Genomic DNA, 21,801 nt, shown 5'->3' with positions numbered 1-21,801 from the left:
GAGAATTTTGACACTCACCCTGCGCGTCAGTCCAGATCGTCGTGGCGCATCAGTTGCCGTGCCGCCTCGGTGATCGACCCCGTCAACGATGGGTAGATCGAGAACGTCGCCGCCAGATCGTTGACCGACAGGTTGTTCTGTACCGCCATGGCGATGGGCAGAATCAGCTCGGATGCCGTCGGAGCGACAACCACGCCGCCGATCACGACGCCGGTCGCGGGTCGGCAGAAGATCTTTACGAAGCCGCGCTTGAGGCCGGACATCTTTGCTCGCGGGTTGGTGGCAAGGGGCAACATGACGGTACGTGCCGGCACGTCACCGTTGTCGATGGCCGACTGGCTCACACCGACGGATGCGATCTCGGGACGCGTGAACACCGCTGAGGCAACAGTTTTCAGTTTGATCGGGGTGACGCCTTCGCCGAGAGCGTGGTACATCGCGATACGTCCCTGCATCGCAGCGACGGAAGCGAGGGGCAGCAGACCTGTGCAGTCACCCGCGGCATAAATGCCCGAAACCGAGGTCCGCGATACTCGATCGACGCGTAGGTAGCCGCCACGATCCAGTTCGATTCCTACCTTTTCGAGTCCGAGCCCGGAGGTGTTGGGAATGGAACCGACAGTCATCAGCGCGTGAGAACCTTCGACGGTACGTCCGTCGGCGAGGCGGACGATCACGCCACTCTCGGTCCGCTGGACGGATTCTGCTCGCGCATGCTTGACCAGAGTGACGCCTCTCTCGTTGAACGCATCCTCGAGTACGAGCGCGGCATCCTCGTCCTCGTGCGGCAGCACACGGTCACGGCTGGAGACCGCTGTCACCTTGACGCCCATCTCGGTGTAGGCCGAGACGAACTCGGCGCCGGTCACACCGGACCCGACCACGATCAGATGCTCGGGAAGCGCCTCGAGATCGTAGAGCTGACGCCAATTCAAAATGCGGTCACCGTCGGGCTCCGCACCCGGAAGGATCCGTGGGCTCGCACCAGTCGCCACCAGGACGACATCCGCGTCGAGTACACGTTCCGAACCGTCCGCCGAAGTCGCTCGAATCTGGTGCGCAGCCATACCGACATGCGAATCGATCATTTCGGCGCGGCCGGAGATCAGCTCGACGCCGACCGAGCGCACCCGCGCTGCAATATCGGAGGACTGCGCCTGCGCGAGCGCTTTGACGCGCTCGTGGATCTGCGGCAGAGCAACGGTCGCCTGCGATGGATCCATCGCGATACCCAGATCGTTCGCTCGTCGCATCTCGGTCCTGATACCTGTCGAGGCAATGAACGTCTTCGACGGTACGCAGTCCCACAGAACGCAGGCACCCCCGATGCCGTCCGAATCGACCAAGGTCACAGTCCCCCCGTGCTGCGCTGCCACCAGTGCTGCTTCATACCCTGCGGGTCCGCCACCGATGATCACGATCCGGGTCATTTGTCCTCTTCCACATTGGTCGCAAAAAGTGCACAGTTATGAGTCAACGCTATTCCAGTCGGCATCTCCTTGCGTCGGTAAGGATTAGTTAACATCTGCATCACCTGCTGAAACATGCCGCTCGGGCCTTCCGCCGCCCCGCCGATTCACCGGACGGTTTAGGCTTGCCGACGTGCCAATCTATGCCGCCTACGGGTCGAACATGCATCCGGAGCAAATGCTTCAGCGCTGCCCCCATTCCCCGTCGTCGGGAACGGGCTGGCTACACGCCTGGCGATTGACCTTCGGCGGCGGTGACATCGGCTGGGAAGGTGCACTGGCAACGGTCGCACCCGACGCCGATTCGAAGGTGTTCGTGGTGCTGTACGACGTCTCGGAAGAGGACGAGGAGAGGCTCGACCGCTGGGAGGGATCCGAACTCGGCATACATCGCAAGGTCCGACTGCGCATCGATACCGTGGACGGTCCGGTACTGGCCTGGCTGTACGTACTCGACGCCTACGAGGGCGGCTTGCCGTCGGCGCGCTACCTGGGAGTCATGGCCGAAGCAGCCGAAATCGCCGGTGCTCCCGCGGAGTACGTCCGTGGACTGCGCACACGAAACAGTCGCAACGTAGGGCCCGGCACTTCCAGCTGAACTTCAGTTCAGTTCGGTTCGAGTGCGATGCCGGTCATCACCTTCACACCGACGGCGAGCGCTCGCTCGTCGAGATCGAACGTGGCCTGGTGAATATCGAGCTGCGGACCAGTACCGGACCACACGCCGAGCCGAGCCATCGCTCCCGGAATGTCTTCGAGATACCACGAGAAGTCCTCGCCACCACCGGACTGAGCGGTATCGGCCAACGCCGCCGGTCCGACGCGTCGAATAGCGTTCTCGAATGTCCGCGTCACCACCGGGTCGTTGACCACGGGCGGCACCCCACGCTTGTAGTGCAATTCGTAACGCACCCCTGTCGGCGCAAGGAGACCAGCCACGATCTCGCCGACCAGGGGCTCGAGCAAAGCCCAGGTCTCGTGATCACCGGTGCGTACGGTGCCGGTGAGCATGCCGCTCTGCGGAATAGCGTTGGGCGCCTGACCTGCCACGACTGCACCCCACACCATCACCGTGCTCGTCCGCGGATCGATTCGGCGGCTGAGCATTCCAGGCAGGCCGGTGATGACCGTGCCGAGTGCATAGACGAGGTCGGTGGTCAGGTGAGGTCGCGAAGTATGGCCACCGGGTGAGTCCAGACGAAGTTCGACGGTGTCGGCCGCCGACGTGATGGCACCTACCCGCACACCGACCTTGCCCACCTCGAGCCGAGGATCGCAATGCAGGGCGAAGATCTTCGATACGCCCTCTAGCGCACCGGCCGCCACGACATCCAAAGCCCCACCCGGCATGACCTCCTCGGCCGGCTGAAAGATCAACCGAACACCGAACGGCAGATCGGGCAGCGACGCCAAGGCCAACGCAGTTCCGAGCAGCACCGTCGTGTGAGCGTCGTGGCCGCATGCATGGGAAACCCCGGGAACGGTCGAGCCATAGGTTGCACCGGTGAATTCTTGCAACGGGAGCGCATCCATGTCCGCTCGCAAACCCACCCGTGGTCCGCTCGGTCCGATATCACAGGTCAAACCTGTTCCACCGGGGAGAAGCTTCGGCGACAGCCCGGCGGCCTCCAAGTGCCCGACGACGAACGCAGTTGTTGCGAATTCCTGACGTGCCAACTCTGGATGCGCGTGAATGTGGCGTCGCCACAACGACAATTCGGCGGTGTGGTCGAGAATCCAGGCGTCGACCGCGGCATGCAGATCGGTCATCGAGCCGTCATCCGTGCTTCGACGCCTTCGAGCAACCGGCCCCGCGTGTCTGCGTCGAGGGCCGTACGGACCACCGTTCGTGCAAGCAATCGGGCGCCGTCGAGTACGGCGGTGTCCGCCGACTCGGTGATGCACGCTGCGGCGAACTCCGGTTGGTGCGTGACTGCGCCGCCCGAGTCGAGACCGATCACCGGGTGGATCCCGGGCAGAACCTTCGTCACATTTCCCATATCGGTGCTGCCCAGAGGGCGGAATCCTTCCAACTCGGGTGCCAGGGGTGTGCGGCCGATCGACTCGACCTCATCTCGATAGGTGGCGGTGAGCCACGGATCGGGTGTCAGCTCGGTGTAGATCGGAGATACCGTGCGAATCTGATGGGTGCAACCGGTAGCGATCGCACCGGCCTGGAAACACGCATGCGCCTTGGACGTCAACGCAGCCAATGATTCCGAGGTGTTCGCCCGCAGGTAGTAGGCAAGTTCGGCGTGTCCGGGCACGATGTTGGGCGCGAGACCACCCGCGGTCACGATCCCGTGCAACTGCTGCCCCGGCGCCAGATGCTGACGCAGCAGGCCGATTGCTACTTGACTGACGGTGACCGCATCACCGGCATTGATTCCCCATTCGGGGGCCGCAGATGCGTGTGCGGCGCGGCCGGTGAACGATACGGCTATGTCGGACAACGCGAGTGACGTTGCGCCCACGATGTCGATCGGCCCGGGGTGGACCATCAGCGCCGCGGCCACACCGTCGAAGATGCCGCGTTCGAGCATCAGCACTTTTCCCCCACCGCTTTCCTCGGCGGGAGTTCCGAGTACTCGAATGGTGATGCCGAGCCGCTCGGCGAGCGGTGCCAACGCTATCGCCGCGCCGGCTGCAGATGCGGCGATGATGTTGTGACCGCAGGCGTGGCCGATCTCCGGCAATGCGTCGTATTCAGCGCAGAGGACGATGACCAGCTCGCCACTGCCGTATGTCGCGGTGAATGCGGTCGGCAGGTCAGCGACGCCGGTGGTGACGGCGAAACCACGATCGCGAAGAAGGTCGCATACCTTCGCTGCACTGCGGTGCTCTTCGAACGCGAGTTCCGGCTCGGAGTGAATCGAGTGCGACAACGCAAGCAGGTCGGGTGCAGCACGCTGCACACCAGCATCGGTCTCGACGATCACCGGCTCAGTCTGTCACTAGTGCTCTCCGCAGCTGAATTCAGCGCGGCCGATTACTTACCGAAGGCGAAATTACTCTCGTCGGTCGGGGTGTTCAGCGCGGCAAGAAGATCGCCGTGGATAGCGCGCTTGATTCCTGCGAGGTTGTCACCGCGCGTGCTCGTCAACGCCGTAGCCCGCTCGACAGCCGAGGACAACACGGAGTCCTCGGCGACAGCGACGTCGGCGATGCCGGCTGCGACGGCGTCTGCTCCGCCGAAGCGTCGACCCGTGGTCATTGCCTCGACGGCAGTCTGCTTGGGGAGCCTGCTGGTGATCAGGGATGACATGCCTACGGTGAACGGCATGTTCAGGTTCACCTCGGGCAGGCAGTAGAAGCCGCGGTCGACGCGGACGACCCGGAAATCGTGAGCCGTCGCGAACATGGCGCCTGCGCCGAATGCGTGGCCTTGCACAGCTGCAACCGTGGCCATCGGGAACGTGAGCAGTCGGGTGTAGAGCGTGTGCACCCGGTCGAGGTAGCCGGTGATCTTGTCGAGGTTGGCGAATAGCCAGTCGGTGTCGAGACCGTTGGTGAAGAATTTTCCGGTCGCGGTAGTCACGAGTGCGCCTGGTCCGGATATCGATTCGACCTCGTCGAGAAGAGCGTGCACGCCCTCGATCCAGTCCGGATGAAACCGATTCTCCGGGTTCTGAGCTGAGTCCTGAGCACCGAGGTACAGGATGTGCACGTCACCGTCATGTTCGAGATAAGGCATGGCCAGATACTACCCGGCGGTAACTTCAGCCGGTGAAGGTCTGCCCGACCGAGCTCGAACCCGAGCCGCCGGCGACGGCAATGCATGGCCTGCTGCAGAAACGGTCGCACATCTCCTAGGGTTGCTCCCCGTGGGAACAACGAACAGCGATGCAGCAGATCCGACCCTCGATCCTCAGGGCGCCGCGGCACGCGCTGCAGCAGCGATCGCGGAGGCCACCGGCGTCGCCTCTCATGCGGTGGCGATCGTGCTGGGATCCGGCTGGCAGGCCGCAGCGGATCGTTTCGGTTCCCCGACTGCGACCATCGCCATGGCCGACCTTCCGGGCTTCACTCCCCCCTCCGCATCCGGACACTCTGGAACCGTCACCTCGGTGAGCGTCGACGGCACACATACGCTGCTGTTGCAGGGGCGTACTCACGCATACGAAGGGCACGACTTGGCCCGAGTCGTGCATCCCGTGCGGACGGCCATCGCGGCCGGAGCTACCACGGTCGTTCTCACCAACGCCGCGGGTGGAATCCGAGATGGAATGCACGTCGGCCAACCGGTTCTCATCTCCGACCATCTCAATCTCACCGCACGCTCGCCGTTGACGGGTGCCGAGTTCGTCGACCTGGTCGACGCCTACTCTCCGGAACTTCGCGCACTGGCGCGCCGCATCGATTCTTCGCTGGAAGAGGGCGTGTACGCGGGGTTGCCAGGGCCGCATTACGAAACGCCCGCCGAGATTCGAATGTTGCGCACCATGGGTGCCGATCTGGTCGGTATGTCCACCGTCCACGAGACGATCGCAGCGCGGGCCCTCGGAGCGAGGGTTCTCGGGCTTTCTCTCGTCACCAATCTTGCCGCTGGAATGACCGGTGACCACCTCGACCACAAAGAGGTGCTCGCAGCAGGGAAGACAGCAGCTTCGCGCATGGGTGAATTTCTACAACGGCTGGTGTCGACGCTGTGACGGCCGAATTGGCACATCAGGTCGCGGATTGGATCGCAGGTGATCCCGACCCGTCGACGCGTGCGGAATTGGCTTCACTGCCGGAAGACGAACTACGCGAGAGGTTTCGCGCTCCGTTGAGCTTCGGCACGGCGGGTCTGCGCGGCGAGGTTCGAGCCGGTCCCAACGGGATGAATGTCGCCGTCGTGGTGCGCACCTCGATGGGGATTGCCGCGTGGCTGCAGAAGCAGGGTCTGGGCGGATCGACCGTCGTCGTGGGTCGTGATGCACGGCACGGATCGGACACCTTCGCCGCTGCAGCCGCGGAAACCTTTGCTGCACAGGGTTTTTCCGTAGTTCTACTACCTCGACCACTCCCTACGCCGGTACTGGCATTCGCGGTCCGCTCGCTCGATGCCGACCTCGGTGTCCAGATAACCGCCTCGCACAACCCTGCTGCCGACAACGGTTACAAGGTCTACCTCCGCGGTGGTGCACAAATCATCCCGCCGGTCGACAAAGAAATCGAGGCCGAGATCGCCGCGGTCGGTCCTGCAGTGGACGTGCCTCGTACCTTCGTCTCACCGGGTGGATCGAGCGTCACCGCACAATATCTGGACCGACTTCCCGCGCTGGTCCGTTCACAGAAGCGGAACATTCGGATTGCTATGACGCCCCTGCACGGTGTCGGCGGCGAGGTCGCGCTCACTGCGCTACGCGGCCTCGGATTCCAAGACGTCCACACTGTGACCGACCAATTCGAGCCCGATCCCGAGTTTCCGACCGTCGCCTTTCCCAACCCGGAAGAGCCCGGTGCAGCGGATGAACTGTTGGCCCTTGCCGCCGAGGTGACGGCAGATCTCGCGATTGCTCTTGATCCCGATGCCGATCGATGCGCGATAGGCGTGCCGGGGCCGTCGGGATGGCGAATGCTCAGCGGTGACGAAACCGGAGCGCTGTTGGCCAACCACATACTCCACACCGCGCCCCCGAACTCGTTGGTCGCGAACACCATCGTTTCTTCTCGACTTCTCTCCGTCCTCGCCCCTGCTCGTGGCGCGCGCTACGCGCGTACGTTGACCGGATTCAAGTGGCTGGTTCGCGCCGGCCAAGGTCTGGTCTATGCCTACGAGGAAGCAATCGGCCACTGCGTCGACCCGTCGTTCGTCAACGACAAGGACGGGATCTCGGCAGCTGTCGTCCTCGCAGACCTCGTTGCCCTGCTCGCGGCCGAGAACCGCACACTGGGCGATGTCCTCGACGACCTGGCGCTCGAATTCGGTGTTCACGCCGGAGCGCAGGTCTCCACCCGAGTGGATGATCTCGCCGAGATCGCGACCATGATGGAACGGCTCCGCGCGGAGCCACCTACCGAACTGGCGGGCACCTCCATCACGGTCACCGACCTACTCGCCGAGGCCGGTCCGCTGCGGACCGATGCCGTCGAATTGGCAGGAGATGGCATCCGCGTCATCGTGCGTCCTTCGGGAACCGAACCGAAGGTCAAGGCGTACCTCGAGGTCGTGCTCCCGGTCCACCACCGCGCAGACTTGTCGGCCGTGCGCGCCGAAGCCGACGCTGTGCTCGCCACGTTGCGAAAGTTCGCGACCAGCCTGTGACCCTGACCTAGAACAGTGCGGACTGAACCGCAGGCAACGTGGATCTGTAATCACCGAACCGAACCCGACGACCCTTCAACTCGTGCAGGTCCACCACGTAGGAAGCGCCGTCGACGTCCACCACCGCAGCTTGTCCGATGCACGCGCGCACCATGAAGCCGTGCGAGCCGATCGTGAGATCGGCCGGATAGGAGACGCGGTTGCCTGTCGCGAGCTCACGGAATCCGGCTACCCGCCATGATTCGTCCACCGTGCGATAGGTGTCGTCACCGATCGGCGGCGCAATGGAGTCCCGCACTCGATCAGCCAGAGCTGCCGTCGCAGCGTCGAGACGGGCGGTGTCGACGGGCAATGCGAGGGCCGCAGCTTTGACCGAGGATCGCACGGACTGCCGCACCTGTAGTTGCTCGGTCACCCGATCTTCGAGTACCCGAACTATCTTTCCGTCCGCTGCCCACGCGACATAGCGAGCGCACATTGCCCCTTGTTCGGCAAGCCTGCCCCATTTGCGGGTGTCGGCCGCAGTGCCGACCTTGTGCACCCCGTTCGCAAAGGTCGCGATGTACAACCAATGTGGCTGCATCACATGGGCTTCGAGCTCACGGGAGACGAAGCCTCCGCGATGGATCGTGTGGACGAAGCGAAACGAGTCCTTCGACTCGCACCCTTCGCACTGCGAACCTGTCTCGACCGGCAACTGCTCGGGGCACGGAACGTACTCGGAGGGCGCCCCTTTACGGAATGCGATCCGTCCCGTGCACCACCGCTGCGGCCCGAGTGCCTCGAACCCAACACGACCGCCGCGCAGTTCTACATGATCGACCTCACGCGAGAGGACATCTACGACGCGCAATCGCGGGTCGCCTTCACTGGCCGGCCAAGTGACGCCGAGGACGAGTGACGTGCTCAGCGCGGACCGAACTGGCGGTCGCCCGCATCACCGAGCCCCGGAACGATGAAGGCATCGTCGTTGAGTCGATCGTCGATACTGGCGGTGACGAGCCGAACCGGTAGGCCCGAGTTCTCGAGTGCAGTGACCCCCTCGGGGGCAACCACCACACAAATTGCAGTGACATCTGCCGCGCCTCGCTCCACCAACAACTCGATGGTGCGCACCATCGAGCCACCGGTGGCGAGCATCGGATCGAGAACGTAGACTGGGGTGCTGGAGAGATCCTCGGGCAGCGACTCCATGTACGGCACCGGCTCATGGGTCTTCTCGTCGCGCGCCATTCCGACGAAGCCGACGCGGGACTGAGGAATCAAGCCGCTCGCCTTCTCGACCATGCCGAGTCCGGCACGCAGGACCGGCACGAGCAGCGGCGGCCGCGCCAGACGGGTGCCCTGTGTGAGAGCGACCGGCGTCTTCACCTCGAACGTGGTGATCGCGGCGTCCCTGGTGGCCTCGTACACCAACATGTGGGTGAGCTGGCGCAGTGCCGACCGAAAAGTTGCGTTGTCGCTGCGCTCGTCGCGCATCGTCGTCAGTAGGGCAGCAGCCAAGGGATGTTCGACGACATGTGTATCCATGAGAAGAAGGATAAGTGTGGGAACCGATCGGGCCTCACTTGCGTCAAAACCTGTGTAGATCCATTTCAGATGCAGAACAGTCCCGAGGGGAACACCGATGGCAGAAGTATCGGCAACAGCGGCTGGAATACTCGCGTATTCCACGACGGCCGGGACGATGTCCGCGCACGTGACAAGCGCCGCCGCAGCGGCCACAGCCTGCGGTCCAGCCGTCCTGACGCCGGTGTTCGGGGCGATCGGTACCGAGTTCCTCGCCGCATTCACCGGCACCCACACCGCCCACACCGCTGCGATGGCACGTCTGTCCGAAGTACTGGGCAGCATCGGTAGCGCAGCCGCTGGTTCGGCTGCCGGTTATCAGGCAACCGACGCAGCGGCAGCCGGGCGCCTACTGTGATCGATGTTCTGACTCGCCCGATCATCGATCTCCTCGGCGCCTTCGGATCGGGTGAAATTCCCACCGGTGGGCCCGCCGATGTCATTCGTTCGTCCTCCTCCGCATTGAATGCGGTCGAGCGGATCGGGGTGAACGCTGTGGCCGAGCTGGCCGGTTCGTGGAGCGGGCCCGCAGCAGTAGCGGCAATCGAGCTGGCTGGGGCAGCTCACACCAGCGCCATCGCACTTGCCGATCACGGCAACGAGATCGCCACGGTCGTGGATCGAGCGTGTGAGAAGGTTCAGGCCGGAATTGTCGAACTGAACGGCATAGTGCAGTCGTTCGTGTCCATTGCCCTCGCTGCAGCCCCGGCGCTCGTCACCCCTGCCGGTCAGTCGATGGTGATCGCGGCAGCCATCGAGCACTTGGAACGCGCCCTTGCCGTCGTGGCGCGGGTTCGGGCCGAGCTTGCAGTGCACGCGGCCGAGGTCGGGCGTTATCTCGCGCCGCCATCGGTACCTGCCCCTGCAGGCACCGAAGCTTCCACACGACCTGCGGTAGCGGCACCGGTCGGGCCTGCACCGACAGCACCCGCGAATTCGGATCCCGCAGGCCAGTTCGTGCGCAACTTCGCTCAATCGGCGTCCGCTCCCCCGTCGTCGATGACTCCGGACAGCGCGTCGAACCTGCTTTCCTCACCCAACACAACGACGTCACCCACCGCAACGATGCCGAATCAGGGGCCGGCGATGAACAGCGGCGCAACACCGCGAGAGCCCAGTGACGTCGGCGCGAAGGGCACGGGCGTCGAGGTCGCGCTTCCTGATGGAAGCGTCGTGACGGCTCCGAACGAACAGGCAGCAGGCGCGGTCCGAAACGCGCTGAGCCAACAAGGCACGCCGTACGTGTGGGGCGGCACCGAACCGGGCCGCGGCCTCGACTGCAGCGGCCTCACTCAGTGGGCCTACGCGGAACAGGGGGTCGAACTCCCTCGCCTGGCGCAGGAGCAAGATATCGGCACCCCGGTCACCCAAGACGAGGTCATGCCCGGAGATCTTGCTATCTGGGACGGCCATGTCGCGATGGTGATCGGTAACGGACAGTTCGTCGAAGCTGGAGATCCCGTGCAGGTCAGCGATATCCGCACGACCAACAGCGGCATGGGCTTCAAAGGCTTCTACAGGCCGACCGAATGATCGAGATCTCGGCTACCGCTGCCACGCGCTCGGACTCGGTTCGCGTCCAAGCCACCGAAAGTGGAATCCCGACGGAGATCCACGTCGATCAACGCGAATTACAGTACGGTGGAAAGGAATTGGCCCTAACAATCCTGCAGTTGTGCGCGCGTGCCACCGAACTCGCCCAAGCCGAGCGCCGCACCCTTCTCGAAAACGACGGTATGGATGCCCACCTTCTCGATCGCGTCGGGCTGCCGAAGGCATCAACGGTAGCCGCTGAAGAGAATCAGCGGTTGGACGTAGAACCTGCACCGACGAGCTGGCTGAGATCGGTATGACCGAGAAGGCCGTCGAAGCACTCGTGGTCCGAGCCGACCTCGCCCTGGACACCATGCACCTCGCCTCGGAGGGGCTCGCACGCCTGCGTATCACCAGGCATTCGGCAGATGGGTTGGTCGGTGTGACGGTCGACAGCACCGGGGCGATGGTGGGTCTGGAATTGGCCGAAGATCTCTCTCGGCAGTCCGCACGAAAACTCACCGAGTCCATCACCGAAGTCGCCGCCGCGGCTGCTCGAGACGCACTCGACCAGCGTCGGCGGATCCTCGAACGGATGCGAAGTTCACTATCAGCGACCTGAGATAGGCTTCCGGCCATGGCTGGCGACATCATCCCGATCGAACTCCGTCTCACCCGCGGCGACTTCGTCACCCTCTGGGCTCCGGAGTGGCACGAAGGAGACGACGAGTGGGAGGCATTCCTCGGACGCGACGAGGACCTCTACGGATTCGAGGCCGTCGCGCACCTCGCGGCGTTCATCAGAAACGACAGCGACAACGACCTCGTCGACCACCCCTCGTGGACCGTGGTCTCGGCTCTCGCAGCCAATGAGCTCGAACCCGACGACCTTCACCGTTTCGATCTCGTCGGCGTTCCCGAACTGGTCGCCGAGGATCCCGACTCCGATGTCCTCGGCGAGCTCGCGGCAACCTTCGAAATGGTCCAAACACTCGGTGACGTCTGCGAACTGAACACTGTGACCGCCTTTTTCGCCGGCAACCCCCATCTAGGATCAGTGGGAATGGGCGCAGAGGCATACGTAGGCAAGGATGGTCAGGACCTCTGGGATCGGATCGGCACCTCGATCGCGAAGAGTTGGGGCGCGGTGATCGATGCCATCGACTCGGTCGTGACGACACCCGATGTCGACAGCGCGGCCGTCGACGTCGCCGAGGCTGAACTGCTCGCGGCCGCGGAGAACGTCGTCGACGTCGACGATGTGTCGAACGACGAAGAGTCCGATGACGAGGACGAAGATGAGATCGACGAGGACGAAACTCCGGATCCCATCGCCGACGCAGCCGCGGAGGAGAGCTTCTGGACCACTGTCGGCATCGACCCGATCCGGATCATCACCTCGGACGAAACGCTCTACACCCTGCGCTGCTACATCGACGACGATCCGATCTTCCTCGGTCGCGCCGGCGCCATCACTGTCTTCGGATCCGAACGCGCGCTGGCTCGCTACCTCGCCGACGACCATGACCACGAACTGGCGAAGGTGAGTACGTACGTCGAAGTACAGACCGCCGCGGTGGACGGATCGCTCCGTATCGAGGTGACCGACGAGAACGTGTACGTCCTTCCCGGACTGGCGGACGATCTGGCCGACGGGCCCACGGCCGTCGATGCGGATCAGCTCGATCTCGCAGTGGAGTTGTTCACCGACGCAGCGGACTTCGCGGAAGACGATTCCGTCGAAACGGCGCTGGCAAGTTCCACCCCGCTGGGCTGGTTCGTGTCCTACACGCTCGAGCCCGACCCGAACAGGCTCGCGCCCAGCGCCCCGTTCCATGTCGAGTCGGAGGCGTGGCGTGAGCTCGAGCGCGAGTTCGAGGGGCGCCTGCGCAAGGAGTGAGGTTCCGCTAGCCGATCAATACTGCGTAGCCGGGCTTGACGATGTCGTCGATGATCTCGAGACGCTCGTCGAACGGGATGAATGCCGACTTCATGGCATTGATGGTGAAGCGCTCGAGATCGGTCCAGCCGTATCCGAATGTGGTGACCAGCTTGTGCATTTCTCGGCTCATCGAGGTGTCGCTCATGAGCCGATTGTCGGTGTTCACTGTGACACGGAACCGGAGTCTGGCAAGCAGATCGAACGGATGCTTCTGCAGGCTCTCCACGGCTCCGGTCTGCACGTTCGAACTCGGACACAATTCGAGGGGCATCCGCGTATCCCGAACATAGGCGGCAAGTAGTCCGAGTGATGCTGTGCCGTCGGGCGCGACGGTGATGTCGTCGGTGATCCGGACTCCGTGACCGAGCCGATCCGTGCCGCAGAAGGCAACAGCCTCTTGAATGGAGGGCAGGCCGAACGCCTCGCCGGCGTGAATAGTGAAGTGTGCGTTGGCTGCTCGCATGTATTCGAACGCGGCAAGGTGACGACTCGGCGGGAACCCTGCTTCGGCACCGGCGATGTCGAAGCCTACGACGCCGCGGTCACGGAACCGTACGGCCAGTTCGGCGATCTCCCGCGAGCGTGCGGCATGCCGCATGGCGGTGAGCAGGCACCCCACCCGAATTCGCTTGCCTTTCACTTGCGCTGCCGATTCTCCGGCACGGAACCCCGCAAGTACATGTTCGACGACCTCGTCCAGCGAGAGTCCCCGCTCGAGATGCTGTTCTGGTGCGAATCGAACCTCGGCGTAGACGACCGAGTCGTCGGCCAGATCCTCGGCACACTCCTGGGCTACCCGAGAAAGACCCTCGGGCGTCTGCATCACCGCAACGGTGTGGGCAAAAGTCTCGAGATACCGCTCGAGCGAACCGCTGTCGGCGGCATTGCGGAACCACTCCCCCAGCGCTGCTCCATCGGTCGCTGGAAGATCGTCGTATCCGCACTGATCGGCGAGTTCGAGAACCGTCTGCGGGCGCAATCCACCATCGAGATGATCGTGCAGCAACGCTTTCGGAGCAGTCTTGATGGAATTGGAGTCGAGCGGCATCGCGCCGCCGGAAAGTGTCGACGAGATCTCGGCGGTACTCATACTGTGAACGGTAGCCCGCCGAGACCGAGCTGTCCTGGGCTCGACTTACCGTCCCACGCGATCGAGCACGATCGGCGATATGCGGGGCGCCGAGTCACCGATGCTCCACGCCGCACTGATCGCCTCGATTGCATAGTCGAACTTCTCCGGCGTGTCGGTATAGAGCGTGGCGAGCTGCTGGCCGGCGACAACCCGATCCCCCGGCTTGGCATACAGGCGTACCCCCGCACCGGCCTGAACGGGCTCATCCTGGCGCTCACGTCCGGCACCCAACCTCCAGGCCGCGACGCCCACTGCCATGGCGTCGAGTTCGGAGATGAAACCGTCCTGCTCGGCGGTGACGGTCCGAGATTCCTTCGCCACCGGAAGCTGTGCATCCGGATCGCCACCCTGGGCGGCCACCATCGCTCGCCACCGATCCATCGCGGAGCCGTCGGCAAGCTTGTCCGCGGGGTCGATTCCCTCGATACCGGCTACGGTCAGCATGGTTCGGGCCAGCGCGATCGTCAGCTCGATGATATCTGCCGGTCCGCCTCCGCTCAGCACTTCCAGCGCTTCCTCGACTTCGAGAGCATTGCCCGCAGTCATCCCCAGCGGGGCATCCATCGCGGTAAGAAGAGCGACCGTGCGCACTCCGGCATCGGAACCGAGAGCAACCATGGCCGTAGCGAGTTCGCGAGCATCGTCGATGTTCTTCATGAAGGCACCTGCCCCGACCTTTACATCGAGCACCAGTCCGCTGGTTCCCTCGGCGATCTTCTTGCTCATGATCGAGCTTGCGATCAGGGGAATGGATTCGACGGTTCCGGTGACGTCGCGAAGTGCGTACAGCCTCTTGTCCGCGGGCGCCAGGTCTGCGCCCGCTGCGCACACCACGGCGCCCACAGCGGAATCGGACAGAATCGAGTGGATCTTTTCTGCACTCAGGTCTGCGCGCCACCCTGAAATGGACTCGAGTTTGTCGAGGGTACCGCCGGTATGGCCGAGTCCCCGACCGGACAGCTGCGGGACCGCCGCTCCACATGCGGCGACGAGCGGAGCCAAGGGCAGGGTGATCTTGTCGCCGACGCCACCGGTCGAGTGCTTGTCGACGGTCGGTCGAGCGATATCGGAAAAGTCCATCCTGCTGCCCGAGCTGACCATCGCGGCCGTCCAGTCGCTCAGCTCTCTCCGGTCCAGACCGCGCCACACAATGGCCATAGCGAGTGCGGACATCTGCTCGTCGGCGACGGTGCCGCGAGTGAACCCGTCGATGACCCAGTCGATCTGCCGCTTTGTCAGTATGTGACCGTCGCGCTTGGCGGCGATGATCGATACGGCGTCAGACATGCTTGCCCTCCCGTCCCACTGCGAGATCGTCGGGGCCGAATGCGGAGGGCAGTAGATCGCCCAGCGGCACCGGGCCGGCGTTGGTGTCGACGATCAACTGCGCGCCACCGAACTCGAACAAAAGTTGCCTACATCGACCGCACGGCATCAGCTTTGCACCGCGACTGTCACAGCAGGTGAAGGCGATCAGACGTCCGCCGCCGGTGGAATGCAAGTTCGAGACCAATCCGCACTCTGCGCACAGGCCCAAACCATATGAGACATTCTCCACATTGCATCCCGTCACGATTCGGTCATCGTCTACGAGTGCGGCCGCACCCACGGGGTAGTTCGAATACGGTGCATAGGCTTGCCTCATTACTCGATGAGCATTGTCTCGCAACGTTTTCCAGTCGACTTCCGGCATACCTGCAATCAAATCACGAACAACCGACGCGCGCAGCTTCGCTACTGAACCGATCACGTAAAATTGGGAAGGCATACCTAACAAAGATTTTGGGTCAGGTACGAACCTCGAGTCGAATTAGTTCCGTGTTTCCATGGGGATTACAGTTCGAAGACAGAGGCTCTTCCGTAACCGTTGAGCCGGAGTAAGACAAATCGAGCCAGTCGCAGTCCAGGGCCCAGGCTCGATGCGTCCATCAATGACGTTGGAGGCATTGCACTCGATGAGTAGCACGACGGAAGCCGCTCCGGCCAAGGAGCGAAAGCGGTCTCTGTACCGCGGTGATCCGGGAATGTGGTCCTGGGTCTTACACCGAATCACGGGCGTGTTGACGTTCTTCTTCCTGTTCGTCCACGTCTTGGACACGGCAATGGTGCGTGTCAACCCCGAAACGTACGACGCGATCATCGACACCTACAAGACACCACTCGTGGGCTTGATGGAGCTCGGTCTCGTCGCTGCGGTGCTCTATCACGCACTCAACGGCATCCGCGTCATGCTGGTGGACTTCTGGTCCAAGGGACCGAAGTACCAGAAGCTGATGTTGTGGGTCATCGCCGCGGTATGGATCGTGGTCATGGTTCCGGGAGCAGGCAGAATCTTCTACAACATGTTCACAGCGAGCGGGCACTGATGGCAATGACACACGGACCCGAGGCCAAGTCCCTCGGCAAGATCTACGACCGTCCGGCAAGCCTGGACAATCCACGTTCCCCGCGCCGGAAGTCGAGGAGCAACTTCGAGCTCTACGCGTGGCTGTTCATGCGCTTTTCAGGGCTGGCGCTCGTCGTCCTCGTCCTGGGCCACATGTTCATCATGCTGATGCTCGACGAGGGTGTGCACCGCATCAACTTCGCATTCGTAGCGGGCCGCTGGTCCAGCCCGTTCTGGCAGTTCTGGGACCTCTCCATGCTCTGGCTTGCTCAGTTGCATGGTGGCAACGGTCTGCGGACGATCATCGCGGACTATTCACGCAAGGATTCGACGCGATTCTGGCTGACGACGCTGCTGGTGCTGTCCATGATCCTCATCATGGGCCTCGGCACGTACGTCATCTTCACCTTCGATCCGAACATTTCGGCGAGCTAAGGGAACTGAAGCATTCATGCAGGAACATCGTTATGACGTGCTCATCGTCGGCGCCGGTGGCGCAGGTATGCGAGCAGCTATCGAAGCCGGGCCCCGCGCCCGCACAGCAGTTCTGACCAAGCTCTACCCCACCCGCTCGCACACAGGTGCAGCTCAGGGCGGAATGTGTGCAGCACTCGCCAATGTCGAGGAAGACAACTGGGAGTGGCACACGTTCGACACTGTCAAGGGCGGCGACTACCTCGCCGACCAGGACGCGGTGGAGATCATGGCCAAGGAAGCGATCGACGCCGTTCTCGACCTCGAGAAAATGGGCCTGCCGTTCAACCGCACGCCCGAGGGCAAGATCGATCAGCGACGCTTCGGTGGTCACACCCGTGATCACGGCAAGGCACCCGTCCGCCGGTCCTGTTACGCCGCCGACCGCACCGGTCACATGATCCTGCAGACGCTCTACCAGCAGTGTGTCAAGCACGACGTCGAATTCTTCAACGAGTTCTACGCGCTCGATCTGTGCCTGACAGAGACCGACAACGGGCCTGTTGCCACCGGCATCGTCGCGTACGAGCTTTCCACCGGCGAGCTGCACATCTTCCATGCCAAGTCGATCATTTTCGCCACCGGTGGCTCGGGACGTATGTACAAGACGACGTCCAACGCACACACCCTCACCGGTGACGGCATGGGCATCGTCTTCCGTAAGGGACTGCCTCTGGAAGACATGGAGTTCCATCAGTTCCATCCGACAGGCCTCGCCGGTCTGGGGATCCTGATCTCCGAAGCCGTTCGCGGTGAGGGAGGCATCCTTCGTAACGAATCCGGTGAGCGCTTCATGGAGCGCTACGCCCCGACCATCAAGGATCTCGCACCCCGCGACATCGTTGCGCGGTCGATGGTTCTCGAAGTTCTCGAAGGACGCGGTGGCGGTCCCAACAAGGATTACGTCTATATCGACGTCACGCACATCCCCGAGGAAGTTCTCGACGAGAAGCTCCCCGACATCATGGAGTTCTCCCGCACCTACCTCGGCGTGGATCCAGTCAAGGAACCCGTGCCGGTCTACCCGACGTGTCACTACGTCATGGGTGGTATCCCCACCAAGATCAGCGGAGAAGTACTGCGCACCAACGACGACCACGTTCCCGGCCTGTACGCCGCCGGCGAGTGTGCATGTGTCTCGGTGCACGGCGCCAACCGACTCGGCACCAACTCCCTGCTGGACATCAACGTGTTCGGGCGCCGTGCCGGGATCGCTGCAGCTCTGTACGCCAACTCGGTCGACTTCACGCCTCTTCCCGAAGAGCCGTCGAAGATGGTCGAAGAGTGGCTTGCACTTGTGTTGTCCGATCACGGCCACGAACGTGTGGCCGACATCCGGAGCGAACTGCAGCAGTCGATGGACAACAACGCTTCGGTGTTCCGCACCGAGGAGCGTCTGACCAATGCATTGAAGGATGTACGCGCCCTCAAGGAGCGGTACAACCACATCACCGTCGAGGACAAGGGCAAGCGCTTCAACAGCGATTTGCTCGAAGCTGTGGAACTCGGCTTCCTGCTCGAAATGGCGGAGGTCACCGTCGTCGGTGCACTCAACCGCAAGGAATCGCGTGGCGGCCACGCTCGCGAGGACTTCCCCGATCGCAACGACGCCGAATACATGCAGCACACCATGGCCTACAAGGTCGGCGAAGGTCTGCTGACCGATATCCGTCTGGACTACAAGCCGGTAGTGCAGACCCGCTACGAGCCGATGGAGCGGAAGTACTGATATGAGTACACCCACACTGGACAAATCCGACCAGAGAGAACTGCCTCCCGTCCCTGAGGGTGCAGTGATGGTCAACCTCAAGATCGCGCGCTTCGATCCCGAGAACGGTGACGGTCAGCGCTGGGACACCTTCCAGGTTCCCACTCTGTCCACAGACCGGTTGCTCAACCTGCTGCTGTATGTCAAGGGCTACTTGGACGGAACACTGACGTTCCGACGCTCCTGCGCACACGGCGTCTGCGGCAGCGACGCGATGCGTATCAACGGAGTCAACCGTCTCGCCTGCAAGGTGCTGATGCGTGACATGCTGCCCAAGGACTCGTCGAAGACCCTGAACATCACCATCGAGCCCATCAGAGGTTTGCCGGTCGAGAAGGATCTGATCGTCGACATGGAGCCGTTCTTCGATGCGTTCCGTGCCGTCAAGCCGTTCTTGATGACTACGGGCAACGAGCCGACGCGTGAGCGGATCCAGTCAGCCGCCGACCGTGCTCGGTTCGACGACACCACCAAGTGCATCCTGTGCGCTTGCTGCACCACCTCGTGCCCCGTGTTCTGGAGCGACGGCAGCTACTTCGGACCCGCCGCCATCGTCAACGCGCACCGGTTCATCTTCGACAGCCGCGACGAAGGTGCGTCCGAGCGTCTGGACATCCTCAACGACGTCGAAGGCGTGTGGCGTTGCCGCACCACCTTCAACTGCACCGATGCTTGCCCTCGCGGCATTCAGGTGACCAAGGCGATCCAGGAAGTCAAGCGGGCTCTGCTCTTCGCTCGCTAGTTCTTGCAACCGCGAGAGAGGCGCATTCATACGATTCGATCGTATGAATGCGCCTCTCACGCGTTGAGGGCTTTCACGCGTTGAGGGTCAGACGAACGCGCTGTACCCCGTCAGCCCCCTGCCGACGATGAGGTTGTTCATCTGCGAGGTGCCCTCGTAGGAGTAGAGGGCCTCGGCGTCGGCAAAGTATCGGATCACGTCGTAGTCGAGCAGAATGCCGTTGCCTCCCATGATCTCGCGCGCCCAACCGACTACCTCACGAAGACGTGTCGTGCAGTATGTCTTGGAGAGCGCGGCGTGCTCGTCGTAGTGGATTCCCTCGTCCTGAAGCTGCGAAACGCGCAGTGCCATACCGAGACTGGCTGTGATATTTCCGGCCATGCGCGCAATGAGGTCCGATATGAGCTGAAACGACGCGATAGGTCGACCGAATTGCACGCGCTCTCGGGCATAGGCGACTGCACGCTCGTAGGCGCCGATCATGACCCCGACGGCTGCCCAGGCCACTCCCCCACGCGTCAGTCGGAGCACCTTGGAGGTATCGGTGAACGAGTTTGCGTTTTCGAGTTTGTTCGCAACTGGCACGCGGCAGTTCTCGAAGTAGATGTCGGCGTTCTCGACTGCGCGGAGTGAGTACTTACCCTCGATCTTCTCGGCCCGGAAACCGTCGAAGTCCTTCTCCACGACGAATCCCTTGACCTCGTCGTCGGCTTCGTCCTTTGCGAAGACGATGATCAGGTCGGCAAAGGTTGCGTTGCCGATCCAGCGTTTGCTGCCATCGAGGATCCAGTGGTCACCCTCGAGCCTTGCCGTGGTCTCGAGCCCACCGGAGACGTCCGAACCACCGTGGGGCTCGGATAGTCCGAACGCACCGATCTTGTCCATCGTGCGCATCGAGGGTAACCAACGCTGCCGCTGTTCCTCCGATCCGAGAATCGAGATGCTACTCATGGCGAGGCCGCTGTGCACGCTGAACATCGTCGACGTCGACGGGTCCACCCGGGCAAACTCGAGCCCCAACCAGCCCGTGAGTACTTTTCGGGCAGGTACGCGTCCGTCGAATTCGTATCCCAGCCCGGTGATGTCCAGTTCGGCGATCTTGGGCAGCAGATGGACGGGAGACTCGCCTTTCTCCCAGAACTCGTTGGCGCGCGGTGCAACCTCCGCAGTCAAAAAGTCGCGCACCTTCATCACGATCTTCGTCTCTTCGTCGGTCAGGACACTTTGGTAGCCGAAAAGATCGGCTGCCAGATGGTCGGGTGAGAGCGGTTCGAGTGGATCGTGCTTGCTCATCGGATGAACTCCCTTGTCTTCGTTGTCCGAACGCGGATACCCGTTTCACGGACGCCTAGTCTCGAAGTCGGTTCGACTACGCGGCGCACCGGACCATGTAGGCGGCACCATGGTTTTCAGGTACGCGTCGGCCTGGCGGTCCGTTCGTCTCCGAGCAGATCTCTCGCCGAGTTGATACTTTCGACTAGAGCAGTCGGACCCGAATGATCACTTTCCAAGGAAGGCCAGTCATGGGCGTAACAGTCGGTGTGATCGGCCTCGGCCGGATCGGCGCATTTCACACCGACACTCTGAGCACACTCGACGGAGTCGACGGCCTCGTGGTTACCGACACACGGGTTGACGTCACGGCAACTGTCGCCGCGAAGTTCGGCGCACGGCCCGTCGATTCCGCACAGGAGCTCCTGGCATCGGGGGTCGACGGCGTGGTCGTTGCCGCAGCCACGCCGTCGCACGCATTGCTGGTACTCGAGTGCGTCGCCGCCGGAATTCCGGTGTTCTGCGAAAAGCCCCTTGCCGCGACACCCGGTGAATGCCGTGCCATCCTGGAGAGAATCTCGATGTCTTCCGTCCCGGTGCAGGTCGGTTACAACCGAAGGTTCGCACCCGCGTTCATCGCTGCCAAAGACGCTGTGGTTGCAGGTGACCTTGGTTGGCTGCACACCGTCCGTTCCACGACGTTGGACCCAGCGCCCCCGCCGATGGAGTACATCGCGGTTTCCGGCGGCATCTTCCGCGACTGCAGCGTGCACGACTTCGACATCGTCCGGTGGATCGTCGGCCGCGAAGTCACCGAGGTGTACTCGGCAGGAGCCAACCAAGGTGATGCACGGTTCACCGTCGCCGGTGACGTCGACACTGCCACGACCATCCTCACTTTCGACAACGGCACGATCGGTGTCGTGTCCAACACCCGCTACAACGCCCGCGGCTACGACTGCCGACTCGAAGTACACGGATCGACAGACTCCGTCGTCGCTGGTTGGGATGAGCAGGTTCCGGTCCGCAACCTGGAAGTAGGCGTGAGATTCCCCAACGGTATCCCCCATACCTCCTTCATGGACCGATTCACGACGGCGTATCAGGCAGAACTCACCGCGTTCGTCGACGTGATCGAGGGCCGCCGCGAATCACCCTGCACCGCAAGCGATGCACTCGAAGTGGCTTTCATCGCGGAGGCCGCAACCCTGTCCCTACAGCAGCACCGCCCGGTGCGAATGGACGAGGTCCGCCTGTGACCACG

Annotated in this window: 23 protein-coding genes; 13 read left to right on the top strand and 10 right to left on the bottom strand. The window is 62.8% G+C overall.

Going from position 1 to position 21,801, the window contains the following annotated elements:
• Nucleotides 1–26 precede the first annotated feature (26 nt).
• The gene (locus O1W68_RS09800; protein WP_084346808.1) at nt 27–1,430 is read right to left on the bottom strand and encodes an NAD(P)H-quinone dehydrogenase; all 1,404 of its coding nucleotides are present in this window, start codon (nt 1,428–1,430) and stop codon (nt 27–29) included.
• A gap of 172 nt (nt 1,431–1,602) precedes the next feature.
• Here O1W68_RS09800 and O1W68_RS09795 point away from each other — a divergent pair, with 172 nt between their 5' ends.
• Nucleotides 1,603–2,067 carry a gamma-glutamylcyclotransferase gene (locus tag O1W68_RS09795; RefSeq protein ID WP_269303140.1) on the top strand — a complete coding sequence of 155 codons (465 nt, stop codon included), beginning with the start codon at nt 1,603–1,605 and terminating at the stop codon, nt 2,065–2,067.
• An 8-nt stretch (nt 2,068–2,075) separates the two neighbouring features.
• Here O1W68_RS09795 and O1W68_RS09790 read toward each other — a convergent pair whose 3' ends face one another.
• Genes O1W68_RS09790 through O1W68_RS09780 form a run of 3 tightly spaced genes read right to left on the bottom strand, consistent with a single transcriptional unit; the run spans nt 2,076 to nt 5,163 of the window.
• A complete protein-coding gene (locus tag O1W68_RS09790; protein ID WP_442972319.1) occupies nt 2,076–3,239 on the bottom strand; it encodes an amidohydrolase in 1,164 nt (387 codons plus the stop codon).
• Nucleotides 3,236–4,408, bottom strand: coding sequence for a M20 family metallopeptidase (locus tag O1W68_RS09785; RefSeq protein WP_269303138.1), 1,173 nt, complete (start codon nt 4,406–4,408; stop codon nt 3,236–3,238). The genes O1W68_RS09790 and O1W68_RS09785 overlap by 4 nt, the downstream gene beginning before the upstream one ends.
• A 50-nt stretch (nt 4,409–4,458) precedes the next feature.
• Nucleotides 4,459–5,163, bottom strand: a complete 705-nt coding sequence (locus O1W68_RS09780) for an enoyl-CoA hydratase/isomerase family protein (protein ID WP_269303136.1) — start codon at nt 5,161–5,163, stop codon at nt 4,459–4,461.
• A 130-nt stretch (nt 5,164–5,293) separates the two neighbouring features.
• Here O1W68_RS09780 and O1W68_RS09775 point away from each other — a divergent pair, with 130 nt between their 5' ends.
• Nucleotides 5,294–6,121 carry a purine-nucleoside phosphorylase gene (locus O1W68_RS09775; RefSeq protein ID WP_269303135.1) on the top strand — a complete coding sequence of 276 codons (828 nt, stop codon included), beginning with the start codon at nt 5,294–5,296 and terminating at the stop codon, nt 6,119–6,121.
• Between the two features lie 8 nt (nt 6,122–6,129).
• Nucleotides 6,130–7,719 carry a phospho-sugar mutase gene (locus O1W68_RS09770; protein WP_442972341.1) on the top strand — a complete coding sequence of 530 codons (1,590 nt, stop codon included), beginning with the start codon at nt 6,130–6,132 and terminating at the stop codon, nt 7,717–7,719.
• A 7-nt stretch (nt 7,720–7,726) separates the two neighbouring features.
• On the opposite strand, the gene O1W68_RS09765 is transcribed toward O1W68_RS09770, so the two are convergent.
• Both O1W68_RS09765 and upp read right to left on the bottom strand, forming a co-directional pair.
• Nucleotides 7,727–8,572 carry a DUF2797 domain-containing protein gene (locus O1W68_RS09765; RefSeq protein WP_269303133.1) on the bottom strand — a complete coding sequence of 282 codons (846 nt, stop codon included), beginning with the start codon at nt 8,570–8,572 and terminating at the stop codon, nt 7,727–7,729.
• A gap of 53 nt (nt 8,573–8,625) precedes the next feature.
• Nucleotides 8,626–9,249 carry a uracil phosphoribosyltransferase gene (gene upp / locus O1W68_RS09760; protein ID WP_269303131.1) on the bottom strand — a complete coding sequence of 208 codons (624 nt, stop codon included), beginning with the start codon at nt 9,247–9,249 and terminating at the stop codon, nt 8,626–8,628.
• A gap of 97 nt (nt 9,250–9,346) precedes the next feature.
• Between upp and O1W68_RS09755 the strand changes: the two genes are divergently transcribed.
• Genes O1W68_RS09755 through O1W68_RS09735 form a run of 5 tightly spaced genes read left to right on the top strand, consistent with a single transcriptional unit; the run spans nt 9,347 to nt 12,721 of the window.
• Complete coding sequence (locus O1W68_RS09755) at nt 9,347–9,646, top strand: type VII secretion target (protein ID WP_269303129.1); 300 nt, start codon at nt 9,347–9,349, stop codon at nt 9,644–9,646.
• On the top strand, nt 9,643–10,821 hold the full coding sequence (locus O1W68_RS09750; RefSeq protein ID WP_269303127.1) for a C40 family peptidase: 1,179 nt from the start codon (nt 9,643–9,645) through the stop codon (nt 10,819–10,821). The genes O1W68_RS09755 and O1W68_RS09750 overlap by 4 nt, the downstream gene beginning before the upstream one ends.
• Nucleotides 10,818–11,141 carry a hypothetical protein gene (locus O1W68_RS09745; RefSeq protein ID WP_269303126.1) on the top strand — a complete coding sequence of 108 codons (324 nt, stop codon included), beginning with the start codon at nt 10,818–10,820 and terminating at the stop codon, nt 11,139–11,141. Before O1W68_RS09750 ends, O1W68_RS09745 begins: the two co-directional genes overlap by 4 nt.
• On the top strand, nt 11,138–11,443 hold the full coding sequence (locus O1W68_RS09740) for a YbaB/EbfC family nucleoid-associated protein (protein WP_269303124.1): 306 nt from the start codon (nt 11,138–11,140) through the stop codon (nt 11,441–11,443). Before O1W68_RS09745 ends, O1W68_RS09740 begins: the two co-directional genes overlap by 4 nt.
• 15 nt (nt 11,444–11,458) lie before the next feature.
• Complete coding sequence (locus O1W68_RS09735) at nt 11,459–12,721, top strand: primosomal protein (protein WP_269303122.1); 1,263 nt, start codon at nt 11,459–11,461, stop codon at nt 12,719–12,721.
• 7 nt (nt 12,722–12,728) lie between these two features.
• Here the strand turns inward: O1W68_RS09735 and O1W68_RS09730 are convergent, their stop codons facing one another.
• From O1W68_RS09730 to O1W68_RS09720, 3 genes are all read right to left on the bottom strand, one after another.
• On the bottom strand, nt 12,729–13,811 hold the full coding sequence (locus O1W68_RS09730) for an adenosine deaminase (protein ID WP_442972340.1): 1,083 nt from the start codon (nt 13,809–13,811) through the stop codon (nt 12,729–12,731).
• An 87-nt stretch (nt 13,812–13,898) separates the two neighbouring features.
• On the bottom strand, nt 13,899–15,182 hold the full coding sequence (locus O1W68_RS09725; RefSeq protein ID WP_269303118.1) for a thymidine phosphorylase: 1,284 nt from the start codon (nt 15,180–15,182) through the stop codon (nt 13,899–13,901).
• Nucleotides 15,175–15,588 (bottom strand): cytidine deaminase, encoded by a 414-nt coding sequence (locus O1W68_RS09720; RefSeq protein ID WP_269303711.1) that lies wholly within the window; start codon nt 15,586–15,588, stop codon nt 15,175–15,177. The genes O1W68_RS09725 and O1W68_RS09720 overlap by 8 nt, the downstream gene beginning before the upstream one ends.
• Nucleotides 15,589–15,919: 331 nt before the next feature.
• On the opposite strand from O1W68_RS09720, the gene sdhC reads away from it, so the two are divergent.
• The 4 genes from sdhC to O1W68_RS09700 are packed head-to-tail and all read left to right on the top strand — an operon-like array spanning nt 15,920 to nt 19,265.
• Nucleotides 15,920–16,261 carry a succinate dehydrogenase, cytochrome b556 subunit gene (gene sdhC, locus O1W68_RS09715; protein WP_442972339.1) on the top strand — a complete coding sequence of 114 codons (342 nt, stop codon included), beginning with the start codon at nt 15,920–15,922 and terminating at the stop codon, nt 16,259–16,261.
• Nucleotides 16,261–16,716 carry a succinate dehydrogenase hydrophobic membrane anchor subunit gene (locus tag O1W68_RS09710; RefSeq protein ID WP_084349041.1) on the top strand — a complete coding sequence of 152 codons (456 nt, stop codon included), beginning with the start codon at nt 16,261–16,263 and terminating at the stop codon, nt 16,714–16,716. The genes sdhC and O1W68_RS09710 overlap by 1 nt, the downstream gene beginning before the upstream one ends.
• A gap of 16 nt (nt 16,717–16,732) precedes the next feature.
• Complete coding sequence (sdhA, locus tag O1W68_RS09705) at nt 16,733–18,484, top strand: succinate dehydrogenase flavoprotein subunit (protein ID WP_269303114.1); 1,752 nt, start codon at nt 16,733–16,735, stop codon at nt 18,482–18,484.
• 1 nt (nt 18,485) lies between these two features.
• Nucleotides 18,486–19,265: a succinate dehydrogenase iron-sulfur subunit gene (locus tag O1W68_RS09700; RefSeq protein ID WP_269303113.1), complete on the top strand. Its 780-nt coding sequence runs from the start codon at nt 18,486–18,488 to the stop codon at nt 19,263–19,265.
• Nucleotides 19,266–19,352: 87 nt separating this feature from the next.
• On the opposite strand, the gene O1W68_RS09695 is transcribed toward O1W68_RS09700, so the two are convergent.
• Nucleotides 19,353–20,558: an acyl-CoA dehydrogenase family protein gene (locus O1W68_RS09695; protein ID WP_269303111.1), complete on the bottom strand. Its 1,206-nt coding sequence runs from the start codon at nt 20,556–20,558 to the stop codon at nt 19,353–19,355.
• 230 nt (nt 20,559–20,788) lie between these two features.
• On the opposite strand from O1W68_RS09695, the gene O1W68_RS09690 reads away from it, so the two are divergent.
• Nucleotides 20,789–21,796, top strand: coding sequence for a Gfo/Idh/MocA family protein (locus O1W68_RS09690; protein WP_269303109.1), 1,008 nt, complete (start codon nt 20,789–20,791; stop codon nt 21,794–21,796).
• Nucleotides 21,797–21,801 lie beyond the last annotated feature (5 nt).

It is taken from the genome of Rhodococcus sp. H36-A4 (assembly GCF_027158005.1).
Classification (GTDB): Bacteria; Actinomycetota; Actinomycetes; order Mycobacteriales; family Mycobacteriaceae; genus Rhodococcoides.
The sequence above is the reverse complement of the archived record's forward strand: the minus strand, read 5'-3'. Positions and strand labels throughout refer to the sequence as shown.